The 23,569-nt window shown below is 64.0% G+C and carries 16 protein-coding genes; 8 read left to right on the top strand and 8 right to left on the bottom strand.

The window, feature by feature from the left end; translation table 11 throughout:
- Nucleotides 1–73: 73 nt before the first annotated feature.
- Complete coding sequence (locus AX756_RS18395) at nt 74–403, bottom strand: TraR/DksA family transcriptional regulator (RefSeq protein WP_068315118.1); 330 nt, start codon at nt 401–403, stop codon at nt 74–76.
- Between the two features lie 122 nt (nt 404–525).
- Between AX756_RS18395 and AX756_RS18390 the strand changes: the two genes are divergently transcribed.
- Nucleotides 526–951: a protein tyrosine phosphatase family protein gene (locus AX756_RS18390; protein ID WP_068315115.1), complete on the top strand. Its 426-nt coding sequence runs from the start codon at nt 526–528 to the stop codon at nt 949–951.
- Between the two features lie 251 nt (nt 952–1,202).
- On the opposite strand, the gene AX756_RS18385 is transcribed toward AX756_RS18390, so the two are convergent.
- The 5 genes from AX756_RS18385 to AX756_RS18365 all read right to left on the bottom strand — a co-directional run bounded on the left by AX756_RS18385 (nt 1,203) and on the right by AX756_RS18365 (nt 7,281).
- Nucleotides 1,203–2,321, bottom strand: coding sequence for a FliM/FliN family flagellar motor switch protein (locus AX756_RS18385; RefSeq protein ID WP_068315111.1), 1,119 nt, complete (start codon nt 2,319–2,321; stop codon nt 1,203–1,205).
- A 114-nt stretch (nt 2,322–2,435) separates the two neighbouring features.
- On the bottom strand, nt 2,436–5,144 hold the full coding sequence (locus AX756_RS18380; protein WP_068315108.1) for an ATP-binding protein: 2,709 nt from the start codon (nt 5,142–5,144) through the stop codon (nt 2,436–2,438).
- A gap of 3 nt (nt 5,145–5,147) precedes the next feature.
- Nucleotides 5,148–5,510, bottom strand: coding sequence for a hypothetical protein (locus AX756_RS18375; RefSeq protein ID WP_231701094.1), 363 nt, complete (start codon nt 5,508–5,510; stop codon nt 5,148–5,150).
- Nucleotides 5,507–5,890 (bottom strand): response regulator transcription factor, encoded by a 384-nt coding sequence (locus tag AX756_RS18370; RefSeq protein ID WP_068315102.1) that lies wholly within the window; start codon nt 5,888–5,890, stop codon nt 5,507–5,509. Before AX756_RS18370 ends, AX756_RS18375 begins: the two co-directional genes overlap by 4 nt.
- Nucleotides 5,891–5,967: 77 nt before the next feature.
- A complete protein-coding gene (locus tag AX756_RS18365) occupies nt 5,968–7,281 on the bottom strand; it encodes a helix-turn-helix transcriptional regulator (protein WP_068315099.1) in 1,314 nt (437 codons plus the stop codon).
- 218 nt (nt 7,282–7,499) lie between these two features.
- Between AX756_RS18365 and AX756_RS18360 the strand changes: the two genes are divergently transcribed.
- From AX756_RS18360 to AX756_RS18330, 7 genes are all read left to right on the top strand, one after another.
- Complete coding sequence (locus AX756_RS18360) at nt 7,500–8,849, top strand: substrate-binding protein (RefSeq protein ID WP_068315096.1); 1,350 nt, start codon at nt 7,500–7,502, stop codon at nt 8,847–8,849.
- Nucleotides 8,850–8,958: 109 nt separating this feature from the next.
- Entirely contained in the window at nt 8,959–9,981 is a 1,023-nt protein-coding gene (locus AX756_RS18355) for a branched-chain amino acid ABC transporter permease (RefSeq protein WP_068315093.1), read from the top strand.
- Nucleotides 9,982–9,985: 4 nt separating this feature from the next.
- Entirely contained in the window at nt 9,986–11,209 is a 1,224-nt protein-coding gene (locus AX756_RS18350; RefSeq protein ID WP_068315090.1) for a branched-chain amino acid ABC transporter permease, read from the top strand.
- Between the two features lie 13 nt (nt 11,210–11,222).
- Complete coding sequence (locus AX756_RS18345) at nt 11,223–11,978, top strand: ABC transporter ATP-binding protein (protein WP_068315088.1); 756 nt, start codon at nt 11,223–11,225, stop codon at nt 11,976–11,978.
- A gap of 88 nt (nt 11,979–12,066) precedes the next feature.
- Nucleotides 12,067–12,822, top strand: a complete 756-nt coding sequence (locus tag AX756_RS18340) for an ABC transporter ATP-binding protein (protein WP_068315086.1) — start codon at nt 12,067–12,069, stop codon at nt 12,820–12,822.
- 185 nt (nt 12,823–13,007) lie between these two features.
- Complete coding sequence (locus tag AX756_RS18335) at nt 13,008–14,510, top strand: pyruvate kinase (RefSeq protein WP_068315083.1); 1,503 nt, start codon at nt 13,008–13,010, stop codon at nt 14,508–14,510.
- Between the two features lie 137 nt (nt 14,511–14,647).
- On the top strand, nt 14,648–15,667 hold the full coding sequence (locus AX756_RS18330; RefSeq protein ID WP_068315080.1) for an alcohol dehydrogenase catalytic domain-containing protein: 1,020 nt from the start codon (nt 14,648–14,650) through the stop codon (nt 15,665–15,667).
- Nucleotides 15,668–15,828: 161 nt separating this feature from the next.
- Here AX756_RS18330 and AX756_RS18325 read toward each other — a convergent pair whose 3' ends face one another.
- Together AX756_RS18325 and AX756_RS18320 are read right to left on the bottom strand one after the other, a co-directional pair.
- Nucleotides 15,829–18,588, bottom strand: a complete 2,760-nt coding sequence (locus AX756_RS18325) for a sulfide/dihydroorotate dehydrogenase-like FAD/NAD-binding protein (protein WP_068315077.1) — start codon at nt 18,586–18,588, stop codon at nt 15,829–15,831.
- On the bottom strand, nt 18,585–23,567 hold the full coding sequence (locus AX756_RS18320; protein WP_068315181.1) for a 2-oxoacid:acceptor oxidoreductase family protein: 4,983 nt from the start codon (nt 23,565–23,567) through the stop codon (nt 18,585–18,587). Before AX756_RS18320 ends, AX756_RS18325 begins: the two co-directional genes overlap by 4 nt.
- Nucleotides 23,568–23,569 lie beyond the last annotated feature (2 nt).

Here is a 23,569-nt window from a genome sequence, read left to right as displayed (position 1 = left end):
AGCCTGTTGTCTCCGAGGCATCAAAGCCGCGACGGGCCGGGAAGACAAGGCCAAGAGCGGCGGTCGTGGGGGGTCAACGGCTAAGATTGCGGGCACATTCGGCGCAGAACGGAGTATAGGGAAGCAGGTCCAGCCGGGCTTCGGCGATATCCTCACCGCATTGCACGCATTCGCCGTAGTTGCCGTTTTCGATCCGTTCGAGCGCCGCACGGATCGCGGCGATCTCCACCTTGCCCGCGCGCCCTTCGCCCTCCAAAACCTCGTCGGTTTCGCGCTCGACGGCCAGTTCCTCCCAGTCGCGGGACTGGTGGCTGTCGAGTTCGGCGTCGATCTCGTGCAGCTTCACATCCAGCGCGGCCAGTCGCGCTTCAAGCTGCGCCTTGCGTTCCTGGATGTTGGTCATAGCTCATTCCTCCGCGCCAAGCATTGGCAAAACAGGCTAAGACGCCTGCGCGGATGCGTCCTTGACGCAAATCAACTCAATTCACGGCTTGATTTCCCCTTTGCGTTAACGGATCAAGGCGCATGGATATTCGCGCTCTGACAGATGCCTATTCGGTGTCGCCACAGATCACACCAGACGACGTTCCCACGATCGCGGCGGCGGGCTACGGCACGATCATCTGCAACCGCCCGGATGAGGAAATCGTTCCGGGCCTGCGCGCCGCTGACATTGCTGCCGCCGCGCAGGCAGCGGGGCTTAAATTCATCGAAATCCCGCTCTCGCAAAGCGAGAACTTCGTGCGCGACGTGGCACGGCAGCGCGAAGCGCTGGAAATGGCCGAGGGGCCGGTTCTGGCCTATTGCGCGTCTGGAACGCGCTCGACCATCGTGTGGATGTTCGGCGCCGTCAAAACGCTTCCGATTGGAGACCTGCTGGAGACGGCAAACCGCGCCGGCTACCCGCTGGCGGCCCTGCGCCCGCAACTCGAAGCCGCCGCGCAAATGTGACCCTCGCGCCGCCCCTACTGCACACCATCCACGTGACCGCGGGACGCCACGCAGGACAAGCACCTTCCAGTATGCATTTTCGTCGCGGTCGGTGGCTCCCGTTTCTGCCCAACCCAAGCAAGGTGCGACGCCTGAGCGCTGCCGCCGGGCGCATAGCGATCTTGACCCGAATGACGTCGATCACTGCTTGAAGCGGGAGGTCCCCCGCAACGTGGCCGGTCGGCCGACGAAAGGTCCACAAGCTGCACCCGTCAGGAGATATCGGGCAATCCTTGCAATGCCGACAGGTCCATCGGCGCCGCCATGGGCTCGAGACCGATATCGGGCAACCCGCCCTCCGCCAGCGGTGCCGCCGCGAACGCCTCATCGTCCAACCCAACCGGATCGGGTAAGGCCGCACGCGGCAGCGGCGCAAGCCCGCCCGCGCCGGCACCGATCAGGTTCGACATCCCGGATTGAGGTCGTTCTGCCCCGGCTTCGCCCGCCCCCAGCCGAACCGCGCGCAGGCCCAGGCTCTGCCCGAGCCGGCAGCGGCCAAGCGGGATCTCCTCCGTTCCGGTGAGCCGCACATTGTCTATCGCGGAAAGCGGGATCGGGATTTCATCGCCCACCTTGAGCGTTGGGATTGCGGAGATCGGTAGTTTGAAACGATGCAGGATGGCCTCCAGCCGAACCTCGCCCTCCAGGACGAGACCTTCGAGACCGGGTGCCCATTCCGGGTCCGCCGGCTTTTCCAATGAAATGCGCGGCTCGGGGAGCGCCAGCGCATCGCTGCGCCCCTCCGCCGGGAGCGCAAGCAGGAGCTGCCCTTCCCGCGTGCCAATCTCGAAATCGAGCGAGAGCCCGAACACGCGGTAGTCGATCTCCTCCAGCAACAGGCCCAGCGGGCGCAGATCCTCGACATGGCTCGAATAGCCAAAGCCGCTCGCCCAACGGGCCTCCGGCCGCCCCGCAAGCGTGGCCTCGAAACGTTGAAGCATCGCATCGATGAGATCGGCGGCGAGCGCCGCATCCGTCCGCGTGACCCGCCGCGACGGCGGCGACGACTGGGAGACGGCACCGGTCATCTGTTTCTCGATGATCGCGGAGAGCGCCTTGACGTCCATCGAGAGCAGGCCTTGCCCATCGCCCGGCCCCTCCAAAACTGCCAGAAGCCCCTGTTCCGGCAGGCGTTCCAACAGATCGGCGAGAGAGACGATTCGCTCCGAGCAGCTCGTGGCCACCACGGCCAGCCCGAAGCTTTTCTCCGCGGCCTTGCTCAGGGCGCTCGACAGCGCCTTGGCGGGCAAAACGGTCTGGCTGGCCGGAGCGGAGTTCCGCCCGGCTTCCACCTTGCGCTTGAGAACATCTTGCCGGGCCTCCTCGGCCATTGCGATCTCATCCCGTTTTCTGCGCACCCACCAAGGGCGCACAGTTCACACAGGGCCAGATTGAGCAGAACTCCCTTGGGAAATGGTTAAGAGCCGCGATGATTGCGAAAACGCCTAGCTGGCTGCGGCAACCAGCCCGCGCGCCTCGGCCAGCGGCACACTCACGCGAAAGGCCGCGCCGCCCTGCCCGGGCAGGTATTCGATACCGCCACCCAGCCGGGTCATGATCTCGCGACAGATCGCCAGCCCCAGCCCGGCCCCACCGGCGGCGGATTGATCCGACAACCGCGAGAATTTCTCGAAGATGATGTCCTGACTCCGCGCCGGAATACCGCTGCCATTGTCGATGAAATCCACCACCAGGCGTCCGCCGCTCTGGCGCACCCGGATTTTCAGCACAGGCACGTCGGCATCGCAATACTTGCGCGCATTGCCGATGAGGTTGATGAAGACCTGCGTCAGACGATCCGAATCCGTGATCAGGCTCACCTCTTCCCGCGCGCGGTCGCGGATGATGCGCATCGCGCCATCGGCACGGATTTCGATCATTTCGCCCGTTGCGGCAATTGCCCGGTCGATCATGTCCACCAGCCGCGCCGGGCCAATGCTCAGGCTGACCTGGGCGTTTTCCAAAACCGACAATTCCAGCAGATCATCCAGAAGCCGCGTCAGGCGGATCGCCTCGTCGTGGATGATTCCAGCGAAACGACCGGTCTCCTCCGCCGTCATGCCGCCTTCGCGCAGGATTTCGGAAAAGGCCCGGATCGAGGTCATCGGCGTGCGCAGCTCGTGGCTGATCTGGCTGAGAAAGGCGTCTTTCTGGATCGACAGCTCGGTGAGTTTCAGGTTGGCTTCCCGGAGCTGCCGGGCCGTGCGCTCCAACTCGGCCGACTGAGTCTCGAGCTGGTTGGAATATTCCAGGATCTGCTGCGCTTCGTCGGCCACGCGGATCAGGTCCTCGACCAGGATCGAGGAAGAACCGGCGATCTGGCCCACCATCGCATGCGCCGTGGCCGCGCCCACGGAAGCCGACAGTTCGCGCTCCAGAAGGTCGAGAAATTCCGGCGTGGTGTCGGGCAGATAGCCGACCTTGCCCTGCCGGCTCGCCTCGGCATGGAAAAGCGCCTGCGCCTCGCTGGAGCCGAGGATGCGCTGCGCCATCATCAGCAGGTCCTCCGCTTCCGCCGAACCGCGCGTCCAGCCGCGCGCGCCCAACGTGTGTTCGAACACATTCACCACCTGCGCCCCCTGCAGCCGCTCCAACGGGGTCGGGAAGCTGATGATGGACACCCAGCAATAGGCGACCGTGTTCAGCATGATCGACCAGAACAGCGTATGGATCAGCGGATCCATCCCCTCGACGCCGAAAAGGGCCTGCGGGCGCAGCCAGTGGAAGCCGAACAGACCATTTTCGATGATTTGGCTGCCGATCGGACCGGAGGGGCCAAAGCTCGGCAGAAACAGCGTGTATGCCCAGACCGTAAAGCCGGTGATCAGCCCCGCCGCGGCCCCCGCGCGCGTGCCTCCGCGCCAGAAAAGCCCGCCCAGAAGCGCCGGCAGCACCTGCGAGACACCGACGAAGGAGATCAGGCCGATAGAGGCCAGCGCTGCCGAGCCCCCCGAGAACCGGTAGTAGAGATAGCCGAAGAGCAACACCGCGATGATCGCGAAGCGCCGCGCCTGAAGCACCACGGCGCGCACATCGCCCGAGACCACCGCGCCCTCCTTGTGCCGGCGCAGGTAGAGCGGCATGACAACATGGTTGGAGACCATCGTGGCCAGCGCAAGTGCCGCGACGATGACCATCGAGGTGGCCGAGGAGAAACCGCCAAGAAAGGCGAACATGGCCAGCCCGTGCCATTCTTCCTTGAGCGGCAGCGTGAGCACGAAGAGGTCCGGGTTGGCCCCTTCCGGCATCTGCTCCAGCCCGATCACGGCAATCGGCACCACGAAGAGGCTCATCAGGCAGAGATAGAGCGGGAAGGCCCAGGAGGCGGAGGCGAGATGCGCCTCGTCGTCATTCTCGACCACGATCACCTGGAACATGCGCGGCAGACACAGGATCGCCGCGGCCGAGGTGAAGATCAGCCCCGCCCAACGCGAGGGTTGGATCTCCCAGCCCGCGATCTGCGAGTTGTCGATACGCGTCAGCATGTCTGCCGGCCCGTCCGCCAGCCCCCAGACCACGAAAATCCCGACCGACAGCAGCGCCAGCAACTTGACCACCGCCTCCACGGCAATGGCCATGACCACGCCATGGTGGCGCTCACTGGAATTGAGATTGCGGGTGCCAAAGATGATGGTGAACACCGCCAGCCCGAATGCCACCAGAAGGCCGGTCGAGGCGGGGTTCGCCGGATCCCAGAACTCGCTGTCCGGATTGGCGAAAACGCCGAACGACAGTGTAACAGACTGCAATTGCAGCGCGATATAGGGTGTGGTGCCGATCACCGCGAGGATCGTGACCAGCACGCCAAGCCCGTTGGATTTGCCGTAGCGCGACGAGATCATGTCGGCGATGGAAGTGATGCGCTGTGAGCGGCCCACCCGAACGAGCTTGCGCAGCAGCAGCCACCAACCGGTAAAGACCAGCGTCGGCCCGAGATAGATGGTGATGAATTCCAGCCCCGAGCGCGCCGCGTAGCCGACCGCGCCGTAGAAGGTCCAGGCGGTACAATAGACCGAGAGCGACAGCGTGTAGACCAGCGGTGTGCGCAGCCATCCGCCCCCCACCCGCTGCGTCCGCCGCTCCGCGAAGGCCGCGACCCCGAACAGGAACGCGACATAGATCAGCGAGACTGCAACCAGCAGATTGAAGGACATACCCTAGTGCTCCCTGCCATCGGGGTCGGGCGGCGGCGCGCTCTTGCGCAGCGGCTCGGACAGGCGATGGGCCAGGAAAGCGGCGGCAAAGATCAGAAGGAACCAGACAAGAAAGGTATAGACCGCGCCGGCGGCCGTACCGTGATCGTGCGCCCAGAGCATGGGCAGCAGCAAAAGGGCTGTGCCGAAGGCGGGCAGAAGCCGCGCGGCATCCATGATCCGGCGGCGGCGATAGATCTCGCGGCCGAGAAACAGCGGCACCCGGCTGCGATCATCCCCGTCAAGGGGCATTTCGGCCCAGCTGTCCCATCGCTCCGGCAAACGTCCCGATTGCGGACCGTCCGGGCCGCCGGGCGCCCCGCTCACGCAGCCCCCGTGGCGCCCTCGAGCAGCGCGTTCACGGCCTCAAGGACCTCGGCATTGGCAAAGGGCTTGGTCATGAAGCGATTGACACCATAGCGCTCGGCCAGTTCCCGGTCGCGCCCTTGGCCCTTCGCCGTCAGCATAAGAACGGGAAGCGTGCCCGTCGCGGGAACGCCGCGCAGCTCCTTGAGAATGTCGAAACCGGATTTTCCGGGAAGCATCACGTCGAGCACGAGCACATCAGGCGGGTTGGCCAGAACGGCTTCCACGGCCGATGCACCGTCGGAATGGGTGTCTACCACCCAGCCGTCGCGTGACAGGATGAAACGGATGGCCTCGATGATGTTTGGCTCATCTTCGACCAACAATACGCGCTTGCCCATTCGGCTCCCCTCCGTCAGGCCGGAAGTGTCCTCCGATCCTTCCGCCCGCACACACTATGCCGCTTCTGGTGGCGGTGTCAAAACGCCTCTGACATGATCGAGGGCTCCCGACGCGCAGCGCAGACGGCGCGCGGGCAGATGCGGCAGGAGGTGCCGACTTCCTGCGGAGGCTCGAGGATCTCTGCGCCGACAATCTCCAGCGGCAGGATCAGCATCGCCGCTTCGAGCACCTGCGGGCCGTCGAATCCCGCAGGCTGCGCGGGCTGGCAGACGGCATAGGCGACGAAACCGCGCGGGTTCCGCCCGCCGATTTCCACTCTTCGGCGGACAGGCGCCATCGGTCGGGACAGGGCCTGGTAGAGCGGCCAGAGCGGACAGGCGGCCGAATAGCGCGGCAGGGGAAAGCCCTCGACCGGCTTGCGGAAGGTCAGCGTTCCCGAGCCGTCGCAGGTCACCAGACCGATTTCCGCCCCAACAAGCTCGGTCGGAAGCGTGGCCAGCCGACGGAATACCGCCGTCAGGTCCACACCGAAGCGAACGGAGAGCGCCGCGGGGTCGAACCCGGTCGCAGTGGCCGCTTCGGCAAAGGATTTGAGCGGCATGTGCTCGGCATCCTTGCGATAGCGTTCGAGGAATTTCTGCCCCATCTCGCGCGCTGCCGCGCTCTGCAACTCGGTGCTGCGATTGACGAGGGTTTCGGGTTCCAGAGCCAGCGAGCGTTCCAACTCGGCGATATGAAACCCCCTGCCCCGCAGCCAGCCGTCAAGCTCTTCCTGCGGCGTGGAGCCGGCAATATCGGTCGCGCTGGCGTCGTCGAGATAGCGCACGAGCGCCTCGGCGCTCTCGGCCAGCCGCGCGCTCTCCTCGGCCATGTTGCGGTGGAAACGGTCGCGCCATTCGGGGTCGATGTCGCGGGTCTCGGCCAGGATCGTCGCCGTCGAGCGGATCGCCGTCACGGTGGAAATCACCTCGTGCAGCGAGGTGGACAGGAAGGGATCGTGGGTCATGCGGTCCGACAGCACCTCGACGCTGTGCTCCAACTCGACCGCGCGCCGCCGCGTATCCGACAGCAGCCGCGCCCAGCCGGGAAAGCGGCCGACGAATTCCTCCAGCCTGGGCAAGTCCTCCGCCGCGCGCTCATGGTCCGCCGCGGCCTCGCGCAGGGTGTTCAGCAGTTCCGCCTCCGCGCCCTCCGTCAGCGCGGCGGCATCCACGCCCAACTCCCGCGCAATATCGTTAATGAGTTTACCCCCGATTCTTCGCCGATTGTGCTCGATCAGGTTCAAATATGACGGAGAAATACCGACAGCCCGGGCCAGATCGGCCTGTTTCCGGCCCACCATGTTCCGCCTTTCGCGGATACGGCTACCTGTCAGAGAACTGCGTGCCATTAACTTTTTCTCATCTTCCCAAGGGCTTTCTGCACTGCGCAGACGATTAATTTACAAGATATACCGCCGGATTGTGTAAGTCTTTACAAAAAAATCGTGTATAAAAAAGGAGTTGTTGCCAGATTTGCCAAAGCACCCTGATACTGTGTCCACTCGTAGACTACGGGTCGTGCCGGCGTAGAGGACCGCAGGCGCAAAAAATACATTGGGAGGACTACATGTCGAAATTCAACGTTACCCGTCGGGGTGCGATCAAGACCACCGCTGCCGCTGGCGCGGGTCTGGCTCTGCCGACCATTTTCACCTCGGCGGCTCACGCCGTCACCAACAACCCCACCGGCTCCAGCGTAACCCTGGGCTTCAACGTACCGCAGACCGGTCCCTACGCGGACGAGGGTGCGGACGAACTTCGCGCTTATGAACTTGCTGTCGAGCACCTGAACGGTGGCGGCGATGGCGGCATGCTGAACACCTTCTCTTCCAAGGCGCTGGATGGCACCGGCATCATGGGCAAGAAGGTCGAGTACGTCACCGGCGATACCCAGACCAAGTCCGACGCCGCCCGCGCGTCCGCGAAGTCGATGATCGAAAAAGACGGCGCGATCATGATCACCGGCGGTTCCTCCTCCGGCGTTGCCATCGCCGTGCAGGGCCTCTGCCAGGAAGCCGGCGTCATCTTCATGGCCGGTCTCACCCACTCCAACGACACCACCGGCAAGGACCGCAAGGCGAACGGTTTCCGTCACTTCTTCAACGGCTACATGTCCGGCGCGGCGCTCGCCCCGGTGCTCAAGAATCTCTATGGCGATGACCGCAAGGCCTATCACCTGACCGCCGACTACACCTGGGGCTGGACCCAGCAGGAATCCATCGCAGCCGCAACCGAGGCGCTCGGCTGGGAGACCGTGAACAACGTTCTCACCCCGCTGGCTTCCACGGACTTCTCCTCCTACATTGCCCCGGTCCTGAACTCCGGCGCCGACGTTCTGGTTCTGAACCACTATGGCGGCAACATGGTCAACTCGCTGACCAACGCGGTTCAGTTCGGCCTGCGCGAGAAGCAGGTGAACGGCAAGAACTTCGAGATCGTCGTTCCGCTCTTCTCCCGCCTGATGGCGCGCGGCGCCGGCGAGAACATCAAGGGCATTGTCGGTTCGACCAACTGGCACTGGTCGCTGCAGGATGAGGGTTCCAAGGCCTTCGTGAAGTCCTTCGGTGAGAAGTACGGCTTCCCGCCGAGCCAGGCTGCGCATACCTGCTACGTGCAGACCCTGCTCTATGCCGATGCCGTCACCCGCGCCGGCTCCTTCGCACCCTGCGATGTCGCCGCCGCCCTCGAAGGCTTCGAGTTCGACGGCATGGGCAACGGCAAGACGCTCTACCGTGCCGAAGACCACCAGTGCTTCAAGGACGTCCTCGTCGTGAAGGGCAAGGAGAACCCGCAGTCCGAGTTCGACCTTCTCGAAGTCGTCGAAGTCACCCCCGCCGCTCAGGTCACCTACCCGCCGAACCACCCGATGTTCGGTGGCGACGAGGCCTCGCTCGGCGAGTGCAACAACGGCGCGTAACCCACTCACGCAACACAGACCGGCCGCGCATCCCGCGCGGCCGGATTCACGAGACGCCCGGGGGCTGCATCCCCGCCGGCGCCCCTGACACTTCTGACAGGCGGGAACAATGGACGCGATCCTACTTCAAATTCTGAACGGGCTCGACAAGGGCTCCGCCTACGCGCTGATCGCGCTCGGGCTCACACTCATCTTCGGCACGCTCGGCGTCGTGAACTTCGCCCATGGCGCGCTGTTCATGCTCGGCGCGTTCTGTGCCGTCACACTGCAACGCCTGCTCTCGCTCTCCTTCGAGACGATCGACGAGACCAAGACGGACTTTCTCGGCAATCCGCTGAAGGTGAAGACACCCTATGTGGAAGGCTGGTTCGGACCCGAGGTCGGCGGTGCAATCATCGACTGGGCTGTGCCGCTTTCGGTCATCATCGCCATCCCGATCATGATCGGCGTCGGCTACGCGATGGAGCGCGGCCTGATCAAGCATTTCTACAAGCGCCCCCATGCCGACCAGATCCTGGTGACCTTCGGCCTCGCGATCGTGCTTCAGGAAATCATCAAGTATTTCTTCGGCGCCAACCCGATCCAGACCCCGCCGCCCGACGCGCTTCTCGGTGTCGTCAATATCGGCGCGGCTTTCGGGCTTGAAATCGCCTACCCAATCTGGCGGATGGTCTATTTCCTCTTCGCCATCGCGATCATCGGCGGCGTCTTCTCCTTCCTGCAATTCACCACTTTCGGCATGGTCGTTCGTGCCGGCATGGCGGATCGCGAGACGGTGGGCCTGCTCGGCATCGACATCGACAAGCGCTTCACCACCATGTTCGGCCTCGCCGCCGCCGTGGCGGGCCTTGCCGGCGTGATGTACGGACCGATCAACCCGCCAAACTATCACATGGGCATGGATTTCCTCGTGCTCAGCTTCGTCGTGGTCGTGGTCGGCGGCATGGGCAGCCTGCCCGGCGCCGTGCTCGCTGGCTTCATGCTCGGTATCTTGGAGAGCTTCGCCTCCACCACCTGGGCCACCACCACCATTCCCGGCATCAACCAGATCATCATCTACCTGGTCGCCATCATCGTTCTGTTGACCCGTCCGAGGGGCCTCATGGGCCGCAAGGGCGTGATGGAGGATTAATCCCATGGGTCTCAACAAGAAGGACATGACGCTGCTGATCGTCGTCGCCATACTGACGCTGTTTGCACCGTTCATCCTCAACCCCTTCCCCGTCGACTCCGCGATGGCGCAGTTCAATGCCGGCTACCCGGACCTGATGCAGCGTTTCGTGATCTTCGGCATCCTCGCCATCGGCTTCAACATCCTGTTCGGCCTCACCGGCTACCTCTCCTTCGGCCACGCGGCCTTCCTAGGAGTGGGCTCCTATGCCGCCGTCTGGATGTTCAAGCTGCTCTCCTACAACGTCGTTCCGGCCATCCTGCTCTCGGTCATCATGGCGGGTCTCTTCTCGGTGCTGATCGGATATGTCTCGCTGCGCCGCTCGGGGATCTACTTCTCGATCCTGACACTTGCCTTCGCGCAGATGTCCTTCGCGCTCGCCTACTCGGTCCTGTCGAACCCCAAGTTCAACCTGACCAATGGTGAAACCGGTCTTCAGGTCTATGCCGGCGATCCGCAGATCCTGCATAGCGAAAACATGCCGGACGTGCCCCACCTCTTCGGCTGGGCCATGCGCGACAATTTCCTGGAGCTGAAAATGGGCGGCTGGGAGTTCACCTTCAACAATGGCTACTACCTTTGTGCAGCCATCATGCTGGTGGTGTTCTACCTGTCCATCCGTCTCTTCCGGTCGCCCTTCGGGCTGATGCTGCGCGCGGTCAAATCGAACCAGCAGCGCCTGAACTACACGGGCCTGAACCCCAAGCCCTACACGCTCGCCGCCTTCATCATCTCGGGCATGTATGCCGGCCTGGCCGGTGGCCTGCTCGCCTCGATGGACCCGCTTGCGGGCGCCGAGCGGATGCAGTGGACGGCGTCTGGCGAAATCGTGCTGATGACGATCCTCGGCGGTGCCGGAACACTCATCGGGCCGGTCCTGGGCGCGGGCTTCATCAAGTATTTCGAGAACATCTTCTCGAAGATCAACGACAACGTGCTGCACCAGTGGTTCGCCTTCATGCCCGACGGGATGGAAGACTTCCTGGTCTTCATCGTGCATCCCTTCGTCGGCAAGGGCTGGCACCTGACGCTCGGCATCCTGTTCATGCTGGTGGTGACCTTCCTGCCCGGCGGCCTCGTCGAGGGTGGTCAGCGGATCGGCAACTTCATCCGCAACCGTGGCAAGAAGCCCGCGGACCCGAAGGATCCCGAGCATCACCCCAAAGAAACCCCGCACGTGGCGGAATAAGGAGACCTGAGACATGGGAATTCTTGAAGTCAAAGGGGTCAACAAGCGCTTCGGCGGCCTGCAAGCCCTGGGTGACGTGAACCTCTCCGTGGCCGAAAACACCGTGCACGCCATCATCGGGCCAAACGGTGCCGGCAAATCCACCCTGCTGAACTGCCTCGTGGGCAAGCTCATCCCCGATACCGGCTCTGTCATGTTCGACGGCCAGTCGGTGCTGGGACGCACCCCCTACGAGATCAACCAGATGGGCATTTCCCGGGTGTTCCAGACACCCGAGATCTTCGGCGACCTGACCGTGTTCGAGAACATGGTCATCCCCGCCTTCGCCAAGCGCGACGGTTCCTTCCGGATGCACGCCTTTGAAAGCGTCGCCTCCGAAAAGGACATCGTGGCACATGCCGAGGAGATGCTGACCGAGGTGAACATGCAGGACAAGATCCACATGCATGCCGCCTCGCTCTCGCGCGGCGACAAGCGGCGGTTGGAGATGGCAATGTGCCTGCTGCAGGAGCCGCGCCTGCTGCTGCTGGACGAGCCCACCGCCGGCATGGCGCGCGCCGACACCAACAACACGATCGACCTGCTCAAGGAGATCAAGGAGAAGCGTGACATCACCATCGCCATCATCGAGCACGACATGCACGTGGTGTTCAGCCTCGCCGACCGGATCACCGTGCTCGCCCAGGGCACGCCCCTGGTCGAGGATTCGCCTGAAAACATCCGTGGCAATCCCAAGGTCCGCGAAGCCTACCTTGGCGAGGCCGCCTGATGGCCTGCACCATCATCTGTTCTCAAATATCCCCGCCGGAGGCTCCCGTGATCGCGGCGAGCGCCTCGGCCGGGTCGGAGGCTGACTCATGAATGTCAAACCGGACTTTTCAAAGAACGCCAACCTGGCGGCAACCGCGCCGGCTTACCTGTCGATCTATGACATGCATGCCTATTACGGCGAGAGCTACATCATCCAGGGCATTTCCTTCAACGTGCACGAAGGCGAGATCCTGGCGCTGCTCGGCCGAAATGGCGCGGGCAAGACGACCACGCTGCGCGGCATCGCGCGGATGGACGACCCGCAGGTCACCCATGGCGAGATCTGGCTCGACCACCAGCATCTGCACACGATGAGAAGCCACCAGGCAGCAAAATGCGGCATCGGCCTCGTGCCGGAAGACCGTTCGATCATCCCCGGCCTGACGGTGGAGGAGAACCTGCAACTGGCCCAGATCGTCGAGCCCATCGGCTGGAGCCTCGACCGTCTCTATGACCTCTTCCCCCGCCTTGGCGAGCGCAGCAAGCAGGAGGGCGTGACCCTTTCGGGCGGCGAACAGCAAATGCTCGCCATCGCGCGCGCGCTGGCCCGGGACATCAAGGTGCTGCTTCTGGACGAGCCCTATGAAGGCCTCGCCCCGGTGATCGTGGACGAGATCGAGAAGACCCTCATCCACATCAAGGAACAGGGCATCACCACCGTCATCGTGGAGCAGAACGCCGTGCGCGCGCTGGAACTGGCCGACCGCGCCGTCATCCTCGATACCGGTTCCATCGTCTTTGATGGCACCGCGGCCGAAGTGCTGGAGAATGCGGAGTTGCGGGCCGAATATCTCGCGATCTGAATTAATCCCGAGGGGGAGTTCTGCTTCCCCGTTGGTTTCCTTGCCGGGCCCTTCGTGGCCCGGCTTTTTTGTTGCAACCGGTCCCTTTTGGCGGCTGCCGATTGAAATACGCGCCGGCGCTGACCAGATTTCAGAGTAGAGACACGAGCGCCCCCATGGACCGTTCGTTTTTGAGGAGGTTTCCCATGAAGTCGTCTCCGAGTGCGCCTTTGCTTTCTGCCACCGAAAGTGCCGCCGAAATGCATGCGAACCTGTCCCGACTTCGAAACGCGATCGAACAGGAGGCCGAACAGACATTCGACGGCTGGCGCCCGGCGATCGAACGCGAAGACTTCCTGCCTTCTGCGAAAAACCTCGCCCGCTACCTGGCCTTGCGAAAGGTCGACCTGCGCGGCATTCAGGATGGCCTCGTCCTGATGGGCATGTCCTCGCTCGGTCGCTGCGAGAGCCATGTCGGCCCCACGCTCGATGCCGCCAGCGCCACGCTTGCCTGCGTTGCCGGACTGACGCCGGAGCCCTACCCCATCCCCTCCTCCTTTCACGACGGGCCGCAACGCGTCTCGCGCGCCCGGGACGCGATGTTCGGCGAAGGCCAGCCGGGGACCCGGATCATGGTCACCCTGCCCAGCGAGGCCGCGGAAGACGCGAATATCATCCGCCAGTTCGTCTATGCCGGCGCAACGTCACTGCGCATCAACTGCGCCCATGACGACGAAACCGCCTGGGCAGCGATGATCCGGCATATCCGCGAGATCTCGCGCGAGGTGGGCCGCACGGTGCGCATCAACATGGATCTTGGCGGGCCCAAGGTGCGCACGGATCTCGGCGACAAGCTCAAGGGAAAGCGCCTCTTCTCCGGCGATCGCTTTTCGCTCGTCCGCGAGCTGCCCGAGGATCGCAAGGGCCTTGCGGTGGCAACGCTGAATCACCCGGAACTGATCGACAGGCTGGTGATCGGCTCCCGCGTCTGGCTCGACGATGGCAAGATCGGCGGCGTCGTGGAGAGCCTCGATGAGAACGGCGCGGTGATAGAGGTCACCTCCGTCCGCCCCAGCGGCGTCAAGATCAAGCATGAAAAGGGCGTGAACCTGCCGGGCGTGGCGGTCGAGATCCCGGCGCTGACGGAAAAGGACCTGAACGATCTCGACTTCGTCGCCCGCCATGCCGACACGATCGGCTTCTCCTTCGTGCAGACGTCGCAGGATGTGCGCGACCTGATCACCGCGCTGGAAGAGCGGCTGGGCGACGCTCCGCTGCCGGCGGTGATGTTGAAGATCGAGACCGAACTGGCGGTCCGCAACCTGCCGCGCCTGCTGGTTCAAGCCGGAGGCCGACTGCCGGTTGCGGTGATGATCGCGCGCGGCGACCTCTCGGTCGAGCTTGGCATGGACCGGACCTCGGAGATGCAGGAGGAAATCCTGTGGATGTGCGCGGCCGCCCATGTTCCGACGGTCTGGGCAACCCAGGTGCTCGAAAGCCTGATGAAAGAAGGCCTGGCCAGCCGGGCCGAAGTGACAGACGCCGCCATGGGCCAGCGCGCCGAATGCGTGATGCTGAACAAGGGCCCCTACGCGCCGCAAGGCATCGCTTTCCTGCAGGAAGTGCTGCACCGGATGGAACGTCATCACGGCAAACGGATCGCGCTCATGGGCCCGTTGAATTCGTGGCGGGAATTGCAGGAACTCTGACCGTGCACGCACCCCACTGGCGCGCGAACACGGCAGATTGACAGGAACATTCCGGGGCGACACGAGGGAAAGCCGGTGTCGCCCTTGACCTTTCGGGCCGGGATGACGACTTCGGGCAAGTCATGACGGAGGACAGAATGGATATTCCAACGAAGATGAAGGGCCTTGCCCTTCTCGAAGACGGCTATGCCAATGCGCCGGCCACGCAGGAACTGACCGATCTCGCGCCCTATGTGGAACTGCGGGAGCTGGACGTGCCGCAGCCGGGGCCCGGCCTCGCGCTGATCAAGGTTGCGCGCGCGGCGGTGAACCCGTCCGACATTGCCTTCATCAAGGGCGTCTACGGACAGGCGCGCGTGAAGGACCAGGCGGCCGGGTTCGAAGGCACCGGCACCGTTGTGGCGGGCGACACGCCGCTGGTTGGCCAGCGCGTCAGCTTCTTTGCAGCGGGCTCGGGCAGTTGGGCCGAGTATTGCCTCGCGCCCATACCGATGCTGATCCCGCTGCGCCCCGATCTGCGCGACGAGGATGCCGCCGGGCTGATCGTCAACCCGCTCTCGGCGATGGCGATGTTCGACATTGTCCGCGACGACGGCGCCGACAGCTTCGTCGTGACCGCGGCCAGCTCGCAGCTCGGGAAATTCCTCATCGGGCTGGGCAAGGATCACGGCATCGGCGCCCTGGCCGTCATCCGACGCGCCGCGCCGGCCGCCACGCTGCAGGAGCTCGGCGCGGCCGATGTTCTCGTCACCGAGGGCGACGGGCTCTCGGACCGGATCTCCGCGCTCTTCGAGGCGCATTCCCCGCGAATCCTGCTCGACGCGGTCGGGGACCAGATCTCGGCCGATCTGTTCTTTGCCATGCCGGAAAAGGCGCGCTGGATCTCCTATGGCCGGCTCGCTCCCACCCCGCCTACGCTCACCCAACTGCCGCAATTCATCTTCAAGCAGAAGCGGATCGAGGGATTCTGGCTGGCAAGCTGGCTGCGCGAAACCGCTCCCGAAAAGATTGGCGCCGTGGTGGGCGAGGTGCAGGCACGGTTTGCCGAAGGCACCTGGCACACCGACATCACGGCGTCCGTGCCCCTGGACAACGCCCTGACCGAGCTTCCGGCGGCCTATTCGCAGAAGGACTCCAAGGTCCTGCTCGAACCCTGATGGCGACGCATCGCGGCCATCCGTCAGCCGTGCCGTTCCGCCATCTCGATGAAAGCGTCGCCGACGCCGTGAGAGCGAGAAAAAAGCCCCGCCGGAGGTTCGGCGGGGCGCTTTCTAGACTGTACCTTCGTCACCCGAAGGTTCGGATCTGCTTAACCGGCTCAGGCCAGCCCGTGTTCTTTCAGGCTGCGGACTTCCTGCGCCTTGAACTGGTTGAAGCGGGGCATGAACTTGTCCCACTCGACGGTATGGGCGTCGAATTCCGGGCCGTCGATACAGGCATGCATCCGCATCGGCTTGCCATCACGTACCACCGGCACCATGCAGGCACCGCACATGCCCGTCGCATCGACCATGATCGAGTTGAGGCTGACGACCGTCGGCACGCCGTAGGGCTGGGTCAGGTCACTCACCGCGCGCATCATCATCGGCGGACCGACGGAGATGACTTCGGCCAGTTTCCGGCCCTTCGACATCTTGCCGTCCTTCAGCATCTCTTCGAGCGGCCCGGTGACGAAGCCACCAACACCGAACGTGCCGTCATTGGTGCAATAGATGATATCGAGCTTGTCGCCGTATTTGGCCTTGAGCTGGCCCATACGATCATCGTCACCGGTCCAGAACAGGTGCCCTGCGGAGCGGAAGCCGATGATCATCGTGGCGTGGTTGCCCTTCTCCAGATGCGCCTTGGCAATCGGCAGGATCGCGGGCAGGCCCACGCCGCCAGCGGCAAAGACAACCGTCTCGTCCGCCGCGTAGGCATGCACGTCGCTTGGTCGGCCGAGCGGGCCGGCGATACCGGCAAAGGCCTCGCCTTCCTGCATCAGGTTCATGAGCTTGGAGGAGGTCCCGAGACCCTGGATCACGATATCGATCGTGCCCTTGCGGGCATCCCAGTCGGCCAGCGTCAGCGGGATCAGCTCGCCATCCTCGGAGGCCAGCACGCGGACGAACTGGCCCGCCTTGGCCGCCTTGGCCACGACCGGCGCATAGACCGACATCTCGACAATGCCTTCGGCTACGTCGCGATGCACCACGATGGACTGGCGGGCCTGGCCCATGTCGGTATAGGCCTTGGCCGCCTCGACACGCTTCTTGATCTCCTCGGCGTCAAACGGAATGTCGCCGACGATCTGGCGCGCCGCCGCCTGGCCGTCGCCTGCGGCGAGGATCGCGGTGGAGCCACCGCGCGCCGCGTCACCGCCGGTGTAGACATCCTTGATGGAGGTCTCCTGGCCGTCCTCGACCTCGATCGTGCCCCATTTTGAGAGCTTCAGATCCGGCTCCGCCTCGGGGATGATCGGGTTGGACTTGTTGCCGAGCGCCATGATGACCAGATCGGCCGGCATGGTGATCTGCTCGCCCGTCGCCTGCGGACGCCGACGCCCGGAGGCATCCGGCTCGCCCAGCTCGTTGATATCGACGATGGCGTGGGTGACGAAATGGGTGTGGCTGTCGCCAACGAACTCCGTCGGGCCGCGCAGCTCGGCGACTTCGATCCCCTCTTCCAGCGCGTGATGCAACTCCTCGACGCGGGCCGGCATCTCTGCCTTGGTCCGCCTGTAAACGATGGTCACCTTGCCGCCCAGTCGTTTGGCCGTGCGCGCGGCATCCATTGCCGTGTTGCCACCGCCAACGATCAGGACATGGCGGTCCTTCACTTCCGGCAGCGGGGTCTCGAATTCCGGGCTCCGTCCGCGCATCAGGTTCACGCGGGTCAGGAACTCGTTGGCCGACATCACACCGTTCAGGTGCTCGCCCGGCACGTTCATGAAGGTGGGCAGGCCGGCACCGGAGCCGACGAAGATCTTCCAGAAGCCGGCTTCCTTCAGGTCGTTCAGCGTCGCCGACTTGCCGACGACGAAGTTCTTGACGAACTTGCCGCCCAGCAGGTCGATCTTCTGCACGACGTCGTCGATCAGCGAGTTCGGCAGCCGGAATTCCGGGATACCGTAGCGCAGCACGCCGCCCAGTTCGTGGAAGGCCTCGAACACCGTCACCGGGTAGCCCTCGACCGCCAGCAGATAGGCGTTGATCAGGCCGGAGGGACCAGAGCCGACAATCGCCACCGGCGGCTTCTCGGCGCGCTCCCATGGGGAGATGATGCCCTTGAACCGCTCCAGCCGGTCGGCATCGGCGAGCTTCTCATGCTCCGGAAGGTACCATTCCAGCTGTCCGATCTCGATCGGCCGCTTGGTATGCTTGCACACGCCCTGGCACTGGTGTTCCTGCGGGCAGACCCGGCCCGTCACGTTGGGCAGCGGGTTGGAGCTTTCGATCAGTTGCAGCGCCTGCTTGATCTTGCCCTTGCCCAGAAGGTCGATCATCTCGGGGATGTGGATCTTGACCGGGCAGCCGCCGATCTTGGTCTCGGGGCGGTTTTTGATCCGCTCCTTGAGCACACCGAGCTCGCAGGGCTTGTCGTCACACTGCTTGTCGCGCATGACCTCCAGCCAGACAAACAGGTCCACCTCGCGCAGGGAATAGCCGAGCGCGCGGTAGCCGAGATAGCCCGTGTTCACCAATTCGAAATCTGCGGACCGCTCTTCCGGCGGACGCACGTAGGGCGGGATGAAGTTTTCCGCCGGCCAGCCCTCGGACAGCCCCTTAAACATCGGGTAACGGCCCGACAGGTGATGGTCCAGGGCGCGCACGAACTTGCGCTTGTACTTGAGCGGCAGGTCCCAGAGGAAGCGCTGCAGCACGGTGGACATGTCGTCCTCCTTGAGCAGCAGGTTCCAGAGCACACCGATGAAGTTCTCGGAAATCTCGGGCTGCTGGAATTCCCAGGCCATGGCCTGGGTTCCGTCAGCGACGAAGATGTTCCTGAGCGAACGTGGGTCCGCCATCAGGTGCTTCTTCAGGACTTCGATCTGTTGCTGGAACAGTTCGTCCTGTGTGTTTGAAGCCTCTACGTTCATTTGATGATCTCCGAGTCGCAGTTTGCGGCCACCCTGGCGACCCGCGCCCTGAGCTCATCCGTGATCTCGATCTTCTCAAGCGCGCCGGGGATGGTGCGGGCCACGTTCCTGGCCTCCCCATCCACGACCATCTTGGTCAGTTCGAAGAGCTCCGGGATCTCCTGGTAGCAGGTCTTGCAGTCCGAACATTTCGCAATGTCCTCCTCCGCGATATGCGGAAGCGCGCCGCCATTGCCGGCCGGGGCCGCCGCCGCCGCCGTGGGCGCCGCGCCCGCAACCGGGGCCAGAGCGCCGGTCATTCCGACAGCCGCCGGGGCACCCGAGGCCGCCGCCAGGGCACTCATGCCGGTGGCGATAGAGTCCATCGATGCCTCGCGGGCCTCGACCGCTTCTTCGTAGCGCGCCTGAAGCGCATCGATCTCGGCGTGATGCGCGGCATCGAGCTTGTCGACCACCTGGCCGGCAAGGTGCTGCAGCGTCCGCCAGGAGCGGCGACGCTCCTCGACCAGATGAACCACCGTGTTGCCCACTTCGAGCTTGATCAGGCGTTTCTCGGCATCCGTGGCCAGCACATAGGGCGCCTTGCCCACGCGCTCCGCTTTCGGAAGATTGATGAAGTCCTCGATCGGCACCGCGTTGGCATTTGCGCTGAGCGGACGGAACTGCTTCTTGAAGCGGGTCTCGTCGAAGGCGAAATGCGCCGGTGTCAGGGAGACTTCCTTGAGCTGGAGCTTGCCATCCTCGATGTACTCGAGGGTGACCGTGGTCCAGTCCTTGTCCACCGCCGGGTTGCCGTCGAGCGAGAAGCGCTCCTCGATGGTCTCGCCCGCCTTCGGGTCGTGCACGAAGAGCGGCGCGACGCGGGCCTCGACGGCCAGCTTGGCGCGCTGCGCAGCGGCCGCATCGGCGATGCCGTGCTCGGCCTGACAAGGCGTGTAGACATCGAGCAGGGCCGGGCTGGAGCTGTGCTGCAGGTAGCCCATCAAGCTCTTGAGGAAGTGCCCCGGCATCGCCGTGGCGGATTGCACCACGTAGACTTCCGGGTGGAAGGCGGCAATCATGCCGAGTTCCTTGCGGTCTTCCTGCTTGCCGTGGGAGGCCGGGCCGAAGCGGCTCAGGTCGCTGTCCTGCCCCGAGAGCGAGGCCGTGGAGGCCTGCCCGCCGGTGTTGGAATAGACGCCCGAGTTGAGCACCATCACCTTTACGGGCGTGTTGGAGGCCAGCAGCCGCGACAGCGCGCCGAAGCCGATGTCATAGGCCGCGCCGTCGCCGGAGATGTTGATCACCGTTGGCAGCAGGGCGCGTTCGGCCGGATTGTAATCCTGCCACTCGAACTTGCGCAGGAGGGCCTCGTCGGCGGTGTCATAGGCGTCCGCCAGTTCCAGCCTGGCAACCCGCATCGCCTTGAAGTCGACATTGGTCGACGCCGTGATCCCCTCGAAGATCCCCTTGGAAAGCGCCGGGCCGTCCTGGAAGAGCGAGTTCACCCAAGGGTCCTGATAGGGGTTGTACGGGAAGGTCGAGGCATAGACCGAGGAACAGCCGGTGGCGTTCGCCACGACCATCGCCGCCGGGCCGTTGCCGGTCGGGCCGCCTTCCATCAGGAAGAGCCGTTTTTCGAGCACCTTCAACGCATCGGTGATCCGCGCCTTGCGGGCCGCGTCATCGCCAACCTGCGGAAGCTTGGCTTCCAACTCGGCAATCAGGTCCTCAAGCTCGTGGACATGGGTCTTGAGCTTGCGGTCATGGATCGCATGGGTGGCCGAAACCACCTGCCGCAGGGCCGTCACCTCGCCGCAACCACGACAGGCGCCATGCCCGCCGGTGGTGGCGTAATAGGTGTCGCGGTCAAGCATCATGCGCTTGATGTCCCCGCCTGGATCAAAGGCATGTTCGATGAAGCGGGCCGGCGTGTTCGGCGTTTTCGACAGGAACTCGAATTCCGCCTGGAGCTTTTCGAGCAGCGGCTCGTCCTGCTCGGCGACGCTCAGCGCGCCGGGGCCACAGAGTTCGATACATTCCAGACAGCCGGAGCATTTCCACGGATCGACGACGACCGCGAACAGGCCACCCGAACCGCCACGCTCCGCTTCCATCGCGTCGAAGAAGGGACGCGTGCGGGAGACCGGCAGAAGCGCCGCACCTTCGGCCATTAGCTTGAGGTTGCGCTTGACGACCGCGCTCTCGACCTCGATCGAATCCACCACCTCTGAGACCAGCTGGCCGAAGCCCTTGGCCTCCTTGCTGGCAAGATAGGCCGCGCGGACATTGGCGCCGATATCGCGGATATGATCGCGCACCGTCTCGCGCTGCGCGGCCGGCATCTCGATCTCCTTCAGCGCCGTTTTCAGCAGGTCGTCGATATCGACAACCGTGGCCGGGATGGCGGCATCGGGGCAGACCATGGTGCATTCCAGGCAGCCAGTGCAGAGCGACGGATCCAGCACCGGCACATCGCGCCGGAACAGGCCCTTGTCACGCGCCGCAGCGGTCCCCGAAGGCATGAACATGCCAACTCCGGGCAGAACCGGTGCCTCGCCGACGGTCCCCTCGCGGGTCGGTCGGCCAACGGTTTCCTCGAAATACTCGGCGTCGAACAGGCCGGCGGACGAGGAATCCTGCGCGATGCGGCACATGTTGCCGGAGATCGCGGAAGAGAAATGCGGCGCGATATCGGCCTTTGCGGTCACCTCGACGAACTCCGGCGCGGTATAATCGACCCGAACCGTCGCCGCCGCACCATCGCGGATCACCGCCATGTTGCCATCGACAACCGCCTGCCCCTTGCCGCCGAACTTCTTGGCGATCTGGGTGCGGATCTTTTCCATCACCGCCTCGTCGGAGGCGCCTTCGGTGATGCGTTCCACGTTGCCACAGATTGCGCCGATAAAGGCGATGCCCATCATCCGTGTCTCAAGCTCGGGACGCGGGGCATGTTTCTTGGCAATGGAGAACCCGTCGAGCACGAAGAAGCGGATCTTCTTCTCGACAATAAATTTGCGCATCGCGGAGGGGAGTTCCTCCCATACCTCCAGCGGCGAGAGCTGCGATTGGAGAACGAAAGTGCCTCCCTCGACCAACCCGCGCAGCGGGTTGGAATGCGCAAAGACCTTGTGGTCGGGCGAGACCACGACCTCGACATCCTCAAGATCCGCGTTGGTGATCTTCACCTCTTCGGGGCTGAGGGTAATGTAGTAATTCGTCGGCGCCCCGGATTTCTCCGAGCCATATTTCGGTGCCGCCTTGGAATGCAGCTGGAGCGCATTGGCAAGGATATCCGTCAGCAGTTTGCCGGTGGCGATCGTGCCGTAGCCGCCAACCGAGTGGAAGCGGATGCGCAGGCCGTCATCGGGCAGAAGCCGCGGGTTGGGCTTGGTCTCCAGCGCCATCAGCTCCGTTTCCGGATAGGCGGCACGCAGTTTGTCCTGAAGCGCGGCAAGCTGCGGGCTCGGCGTCTTGGAGAAGAACTGGGAGCCGAGATAGACGAAGGGCTCGCAGCGCTCGTCCATGTTGTCATAGGCCGCGATCAGGTGGCGCGGCTGCAGGTCATGCGCGCCAAGCCCGAAGATCGCGGTGGTCAGCTTGGGCAGCTCGCTGAGCGGCTCGATGCCCGGGTAGCGTGTCCCGGCGGCATTCTCGACCGCCTTGACCAGCGCCTGGTTGACCAGGCCGGTCAGCGCGGTGACGTCGGAACGCTCAAGAATGGTAACGGCCCGCTTGCCCTTGAGGGCGGCGACCAGTTCGGCCTCCGGGAAGGGCTGGAGCATCTTGATGGAGACGACACCCACTTTGCGGCCCTGACGGCGCAGATAGGAGGCGATGGCTTCGGCATCGTCGGTGACGGAGCCGAGGCCCACGAGGACGGTCTCGGCATCCTCGCATTCGAAGGTTTTCACGGGCGAGTAGTGGCGACCGGTAAGCGCGGTGTATTCGTCCATCGCTTCGCGGACGAAGCGCGGCACGTCGCGCACAAAGTGGGTGCGGTGATCGACAGCGCCGGCCTGGTAGTCCGGCTGGTTCTGCACACCGCCGGTGAGGCCGGGGTTATGCACGTCCACCTGCGCCGGAACGCGCTGGCGGGTACCTTTTTCAAAGGCGTTCTTCCACTGCCGGCGCCATTGCGCGTGCAACTCCTCGGGAAGCCTGGCGAGCGTCTGATCGACCAGCGCGGCTTCATTGTCCTTTTCGACGGCCTCGGCATTGGCATCGAGGAAATCGACGAGTGCAACATAGTCGTCCTGCGCGAGGTCGGCGCTATGGCGGCCAAGATAGCGCTTGAGATGGAAGACCCGCCCCTTGGCGCCAAACAGCATCTCCTGGGCCACGGTCGGGCACGGGATGCGGCCGTTCGGATCGCCGACGAACTCCTCGAGCAGTGCGTCCTCCGGCATCATCACTTCGCTCATCATGTGCGAAGTCACGAAACCGTCCATCGCGTTGGCGACGGGGATCATCGACAGTGAGGAGACCTTGTAGGAGATCGCGGCGAGGTCGGCCGCTTCCTGCGGGTTGGAGCCGAACAGGATGGTGTAGCCCGACGGCAGCAGCGCATAGACGTCGTCATGGCCGGCCATCACGTTCAGCGAATGGCGCGAGACGGAGCGCGCGGCCACCTGCATGACAAAACCGCCGACTTTCTTGCCGACGGTCACATAGTGGGATTCGATCCCGTAGAGGATGCCCTGGCTCGACGAGGCGTTCGATATATACTGCCCGCCCGTCAGGGCCGCACCGAGGGCGCCGGATTGCGCCGAGTGCTCGCCTTCAGGCTCGAAGAAGAACGGGTGACGGCCCCAGATGTTGACCCCCCCTCCGGCACGGAACGCCTCGTAGATTTCGGCGATTTCGGTCGAGGGCGTGATCGGATAGCCGATGACACCGCCGCAAACCTGCCCCATCACCTGCGCGATCGCGCCATTACCGTGGATGACGGCCGGTACACCGGGGAATTTCGGATCCTTCTGGAGAGTGTCTTTCATCA

The sequence above is a fragment of the Aliiruegeria sabulilitoris genome, assembly GCF_001558155.1.
Lineage (GTDB): Bacteria > Pseudomonadota > Alphaproteobacteria > Rhodobacterales > Rhodobacteraceae > Tropicimonas > Tropicimonas sabulilitoris.
This window is presented reverse-complemented; position numbering and strand designations above follow the sequence as displayed.

Excerpts from the sequence above, each read along its gene's own strand:
- AX756_RS18395 (WP_068315118.1), bottom strand. The coding sequence starts at position 403 with ATGACCAACATCCAGGAACGCAAGGCGCAGCTTGAAGCGCGACTGGCC.
- AX756_RS18390 (WP_068315115.1), top strand. The coding sequence starts at position 526 with ATGGATATTCGCGCTCTGACAGATGCCTATTCGGTGTCGCCACAGATC.
- AX756_RS18385 (WP_068315111.1), bottom strand. The coding sequence starts at position 2,321 with ATGGCCGAGGAGGCCCGGCAAGATGTTCTCAAGCGCAAGGTGGAAGCC.
- AX756_RS18380 (WP_068315108.1), bottom strand. The coding sequence starts at position 5,144 with ATGTCCTTCAATCTGCTGGTTGCAGTCTCGCTGATCTATGTCGCGTTC.
- AX756_RS18370 (WP_068315102.1), bottom strand. The coding sequence starts at position 5,890 with ATGGGCAAGCGCGTATTGTTGGTCGAAGATGAGCCAAACATCATCGAG.
- AX756_RS18365 (WP_068315099.1), bottom strand. The coding sequence starts at position 7,281 with ATGGCACGCAGTTCTCTGACAGGTAGCCGTATCCGCGAAAGGCGGAAC.
- AX756_RS18360 (WP_068315096.1), top strand. The coding sequence starts at position 7,500 with ATGTCGAAATTCAACGTTACCCGTCGGGGTGCGATCAAGACCACCGCT.
- AX756_RS18355 (WP_068315093.1), top strand. The coding sequence starts at position 8,959 with ATGGACGCGATCCTACTTCAAATTCTGAACGGGCTCGACAAGGGCTCC.
- AX756_RS18350 (WP_068315090.1), top strand. The coding sequence starts at position 9,986 with ATGGGTCTCAACAAGAAGGACATGACGCTGCTGATCGTCGTCGCCATA.
- AX756_RS18345 (WP_068315088.1), top strand. The coding sequence starts at position 11,223 with ATGGGAATTCTTGAAGTCAAAGGGGTCAACAAGCGCTTCGGCGGCCTG.
- AX756_RS18340 (WP_068315086.1), top strand. The coding sequence starts at position 12,067 with ATGAATGTCAAACCGGACTTTTCAAAGAACGCCAACCTGGCGGCAACC.
- AX756_RS18335 (WP_068315083.1), top strand. The coding sequence starts at position 13,008 with ATGAAGTCGTCTCCGAGTGCGCCTTTGCTTTCTGCCACCGAAAGTGCC.
- AX756_RS18330 (WP_068315080.1), top strand. The coding sequence starts at position 14,648 with ATGGATATTCCAACGAAGATGAAGGGCCTTGCCCTTCTCGAAGACGGC.
- AX756_RS18325 (WP_068315077.1), bottom strand. The coding sequence starts at position 18,588 with ATGAACGTAGAGGCTTCAAACACACAGGACGAACTGTTCCAGCAACAG.
- AX756_RS18320 (WP_068315181.1), bottom strand. The coding sequence starts at position 23,567 with ATGAAAGACACTCTCCAGAAGGATCCGAAATTCCCCGGTGTACCGGCC.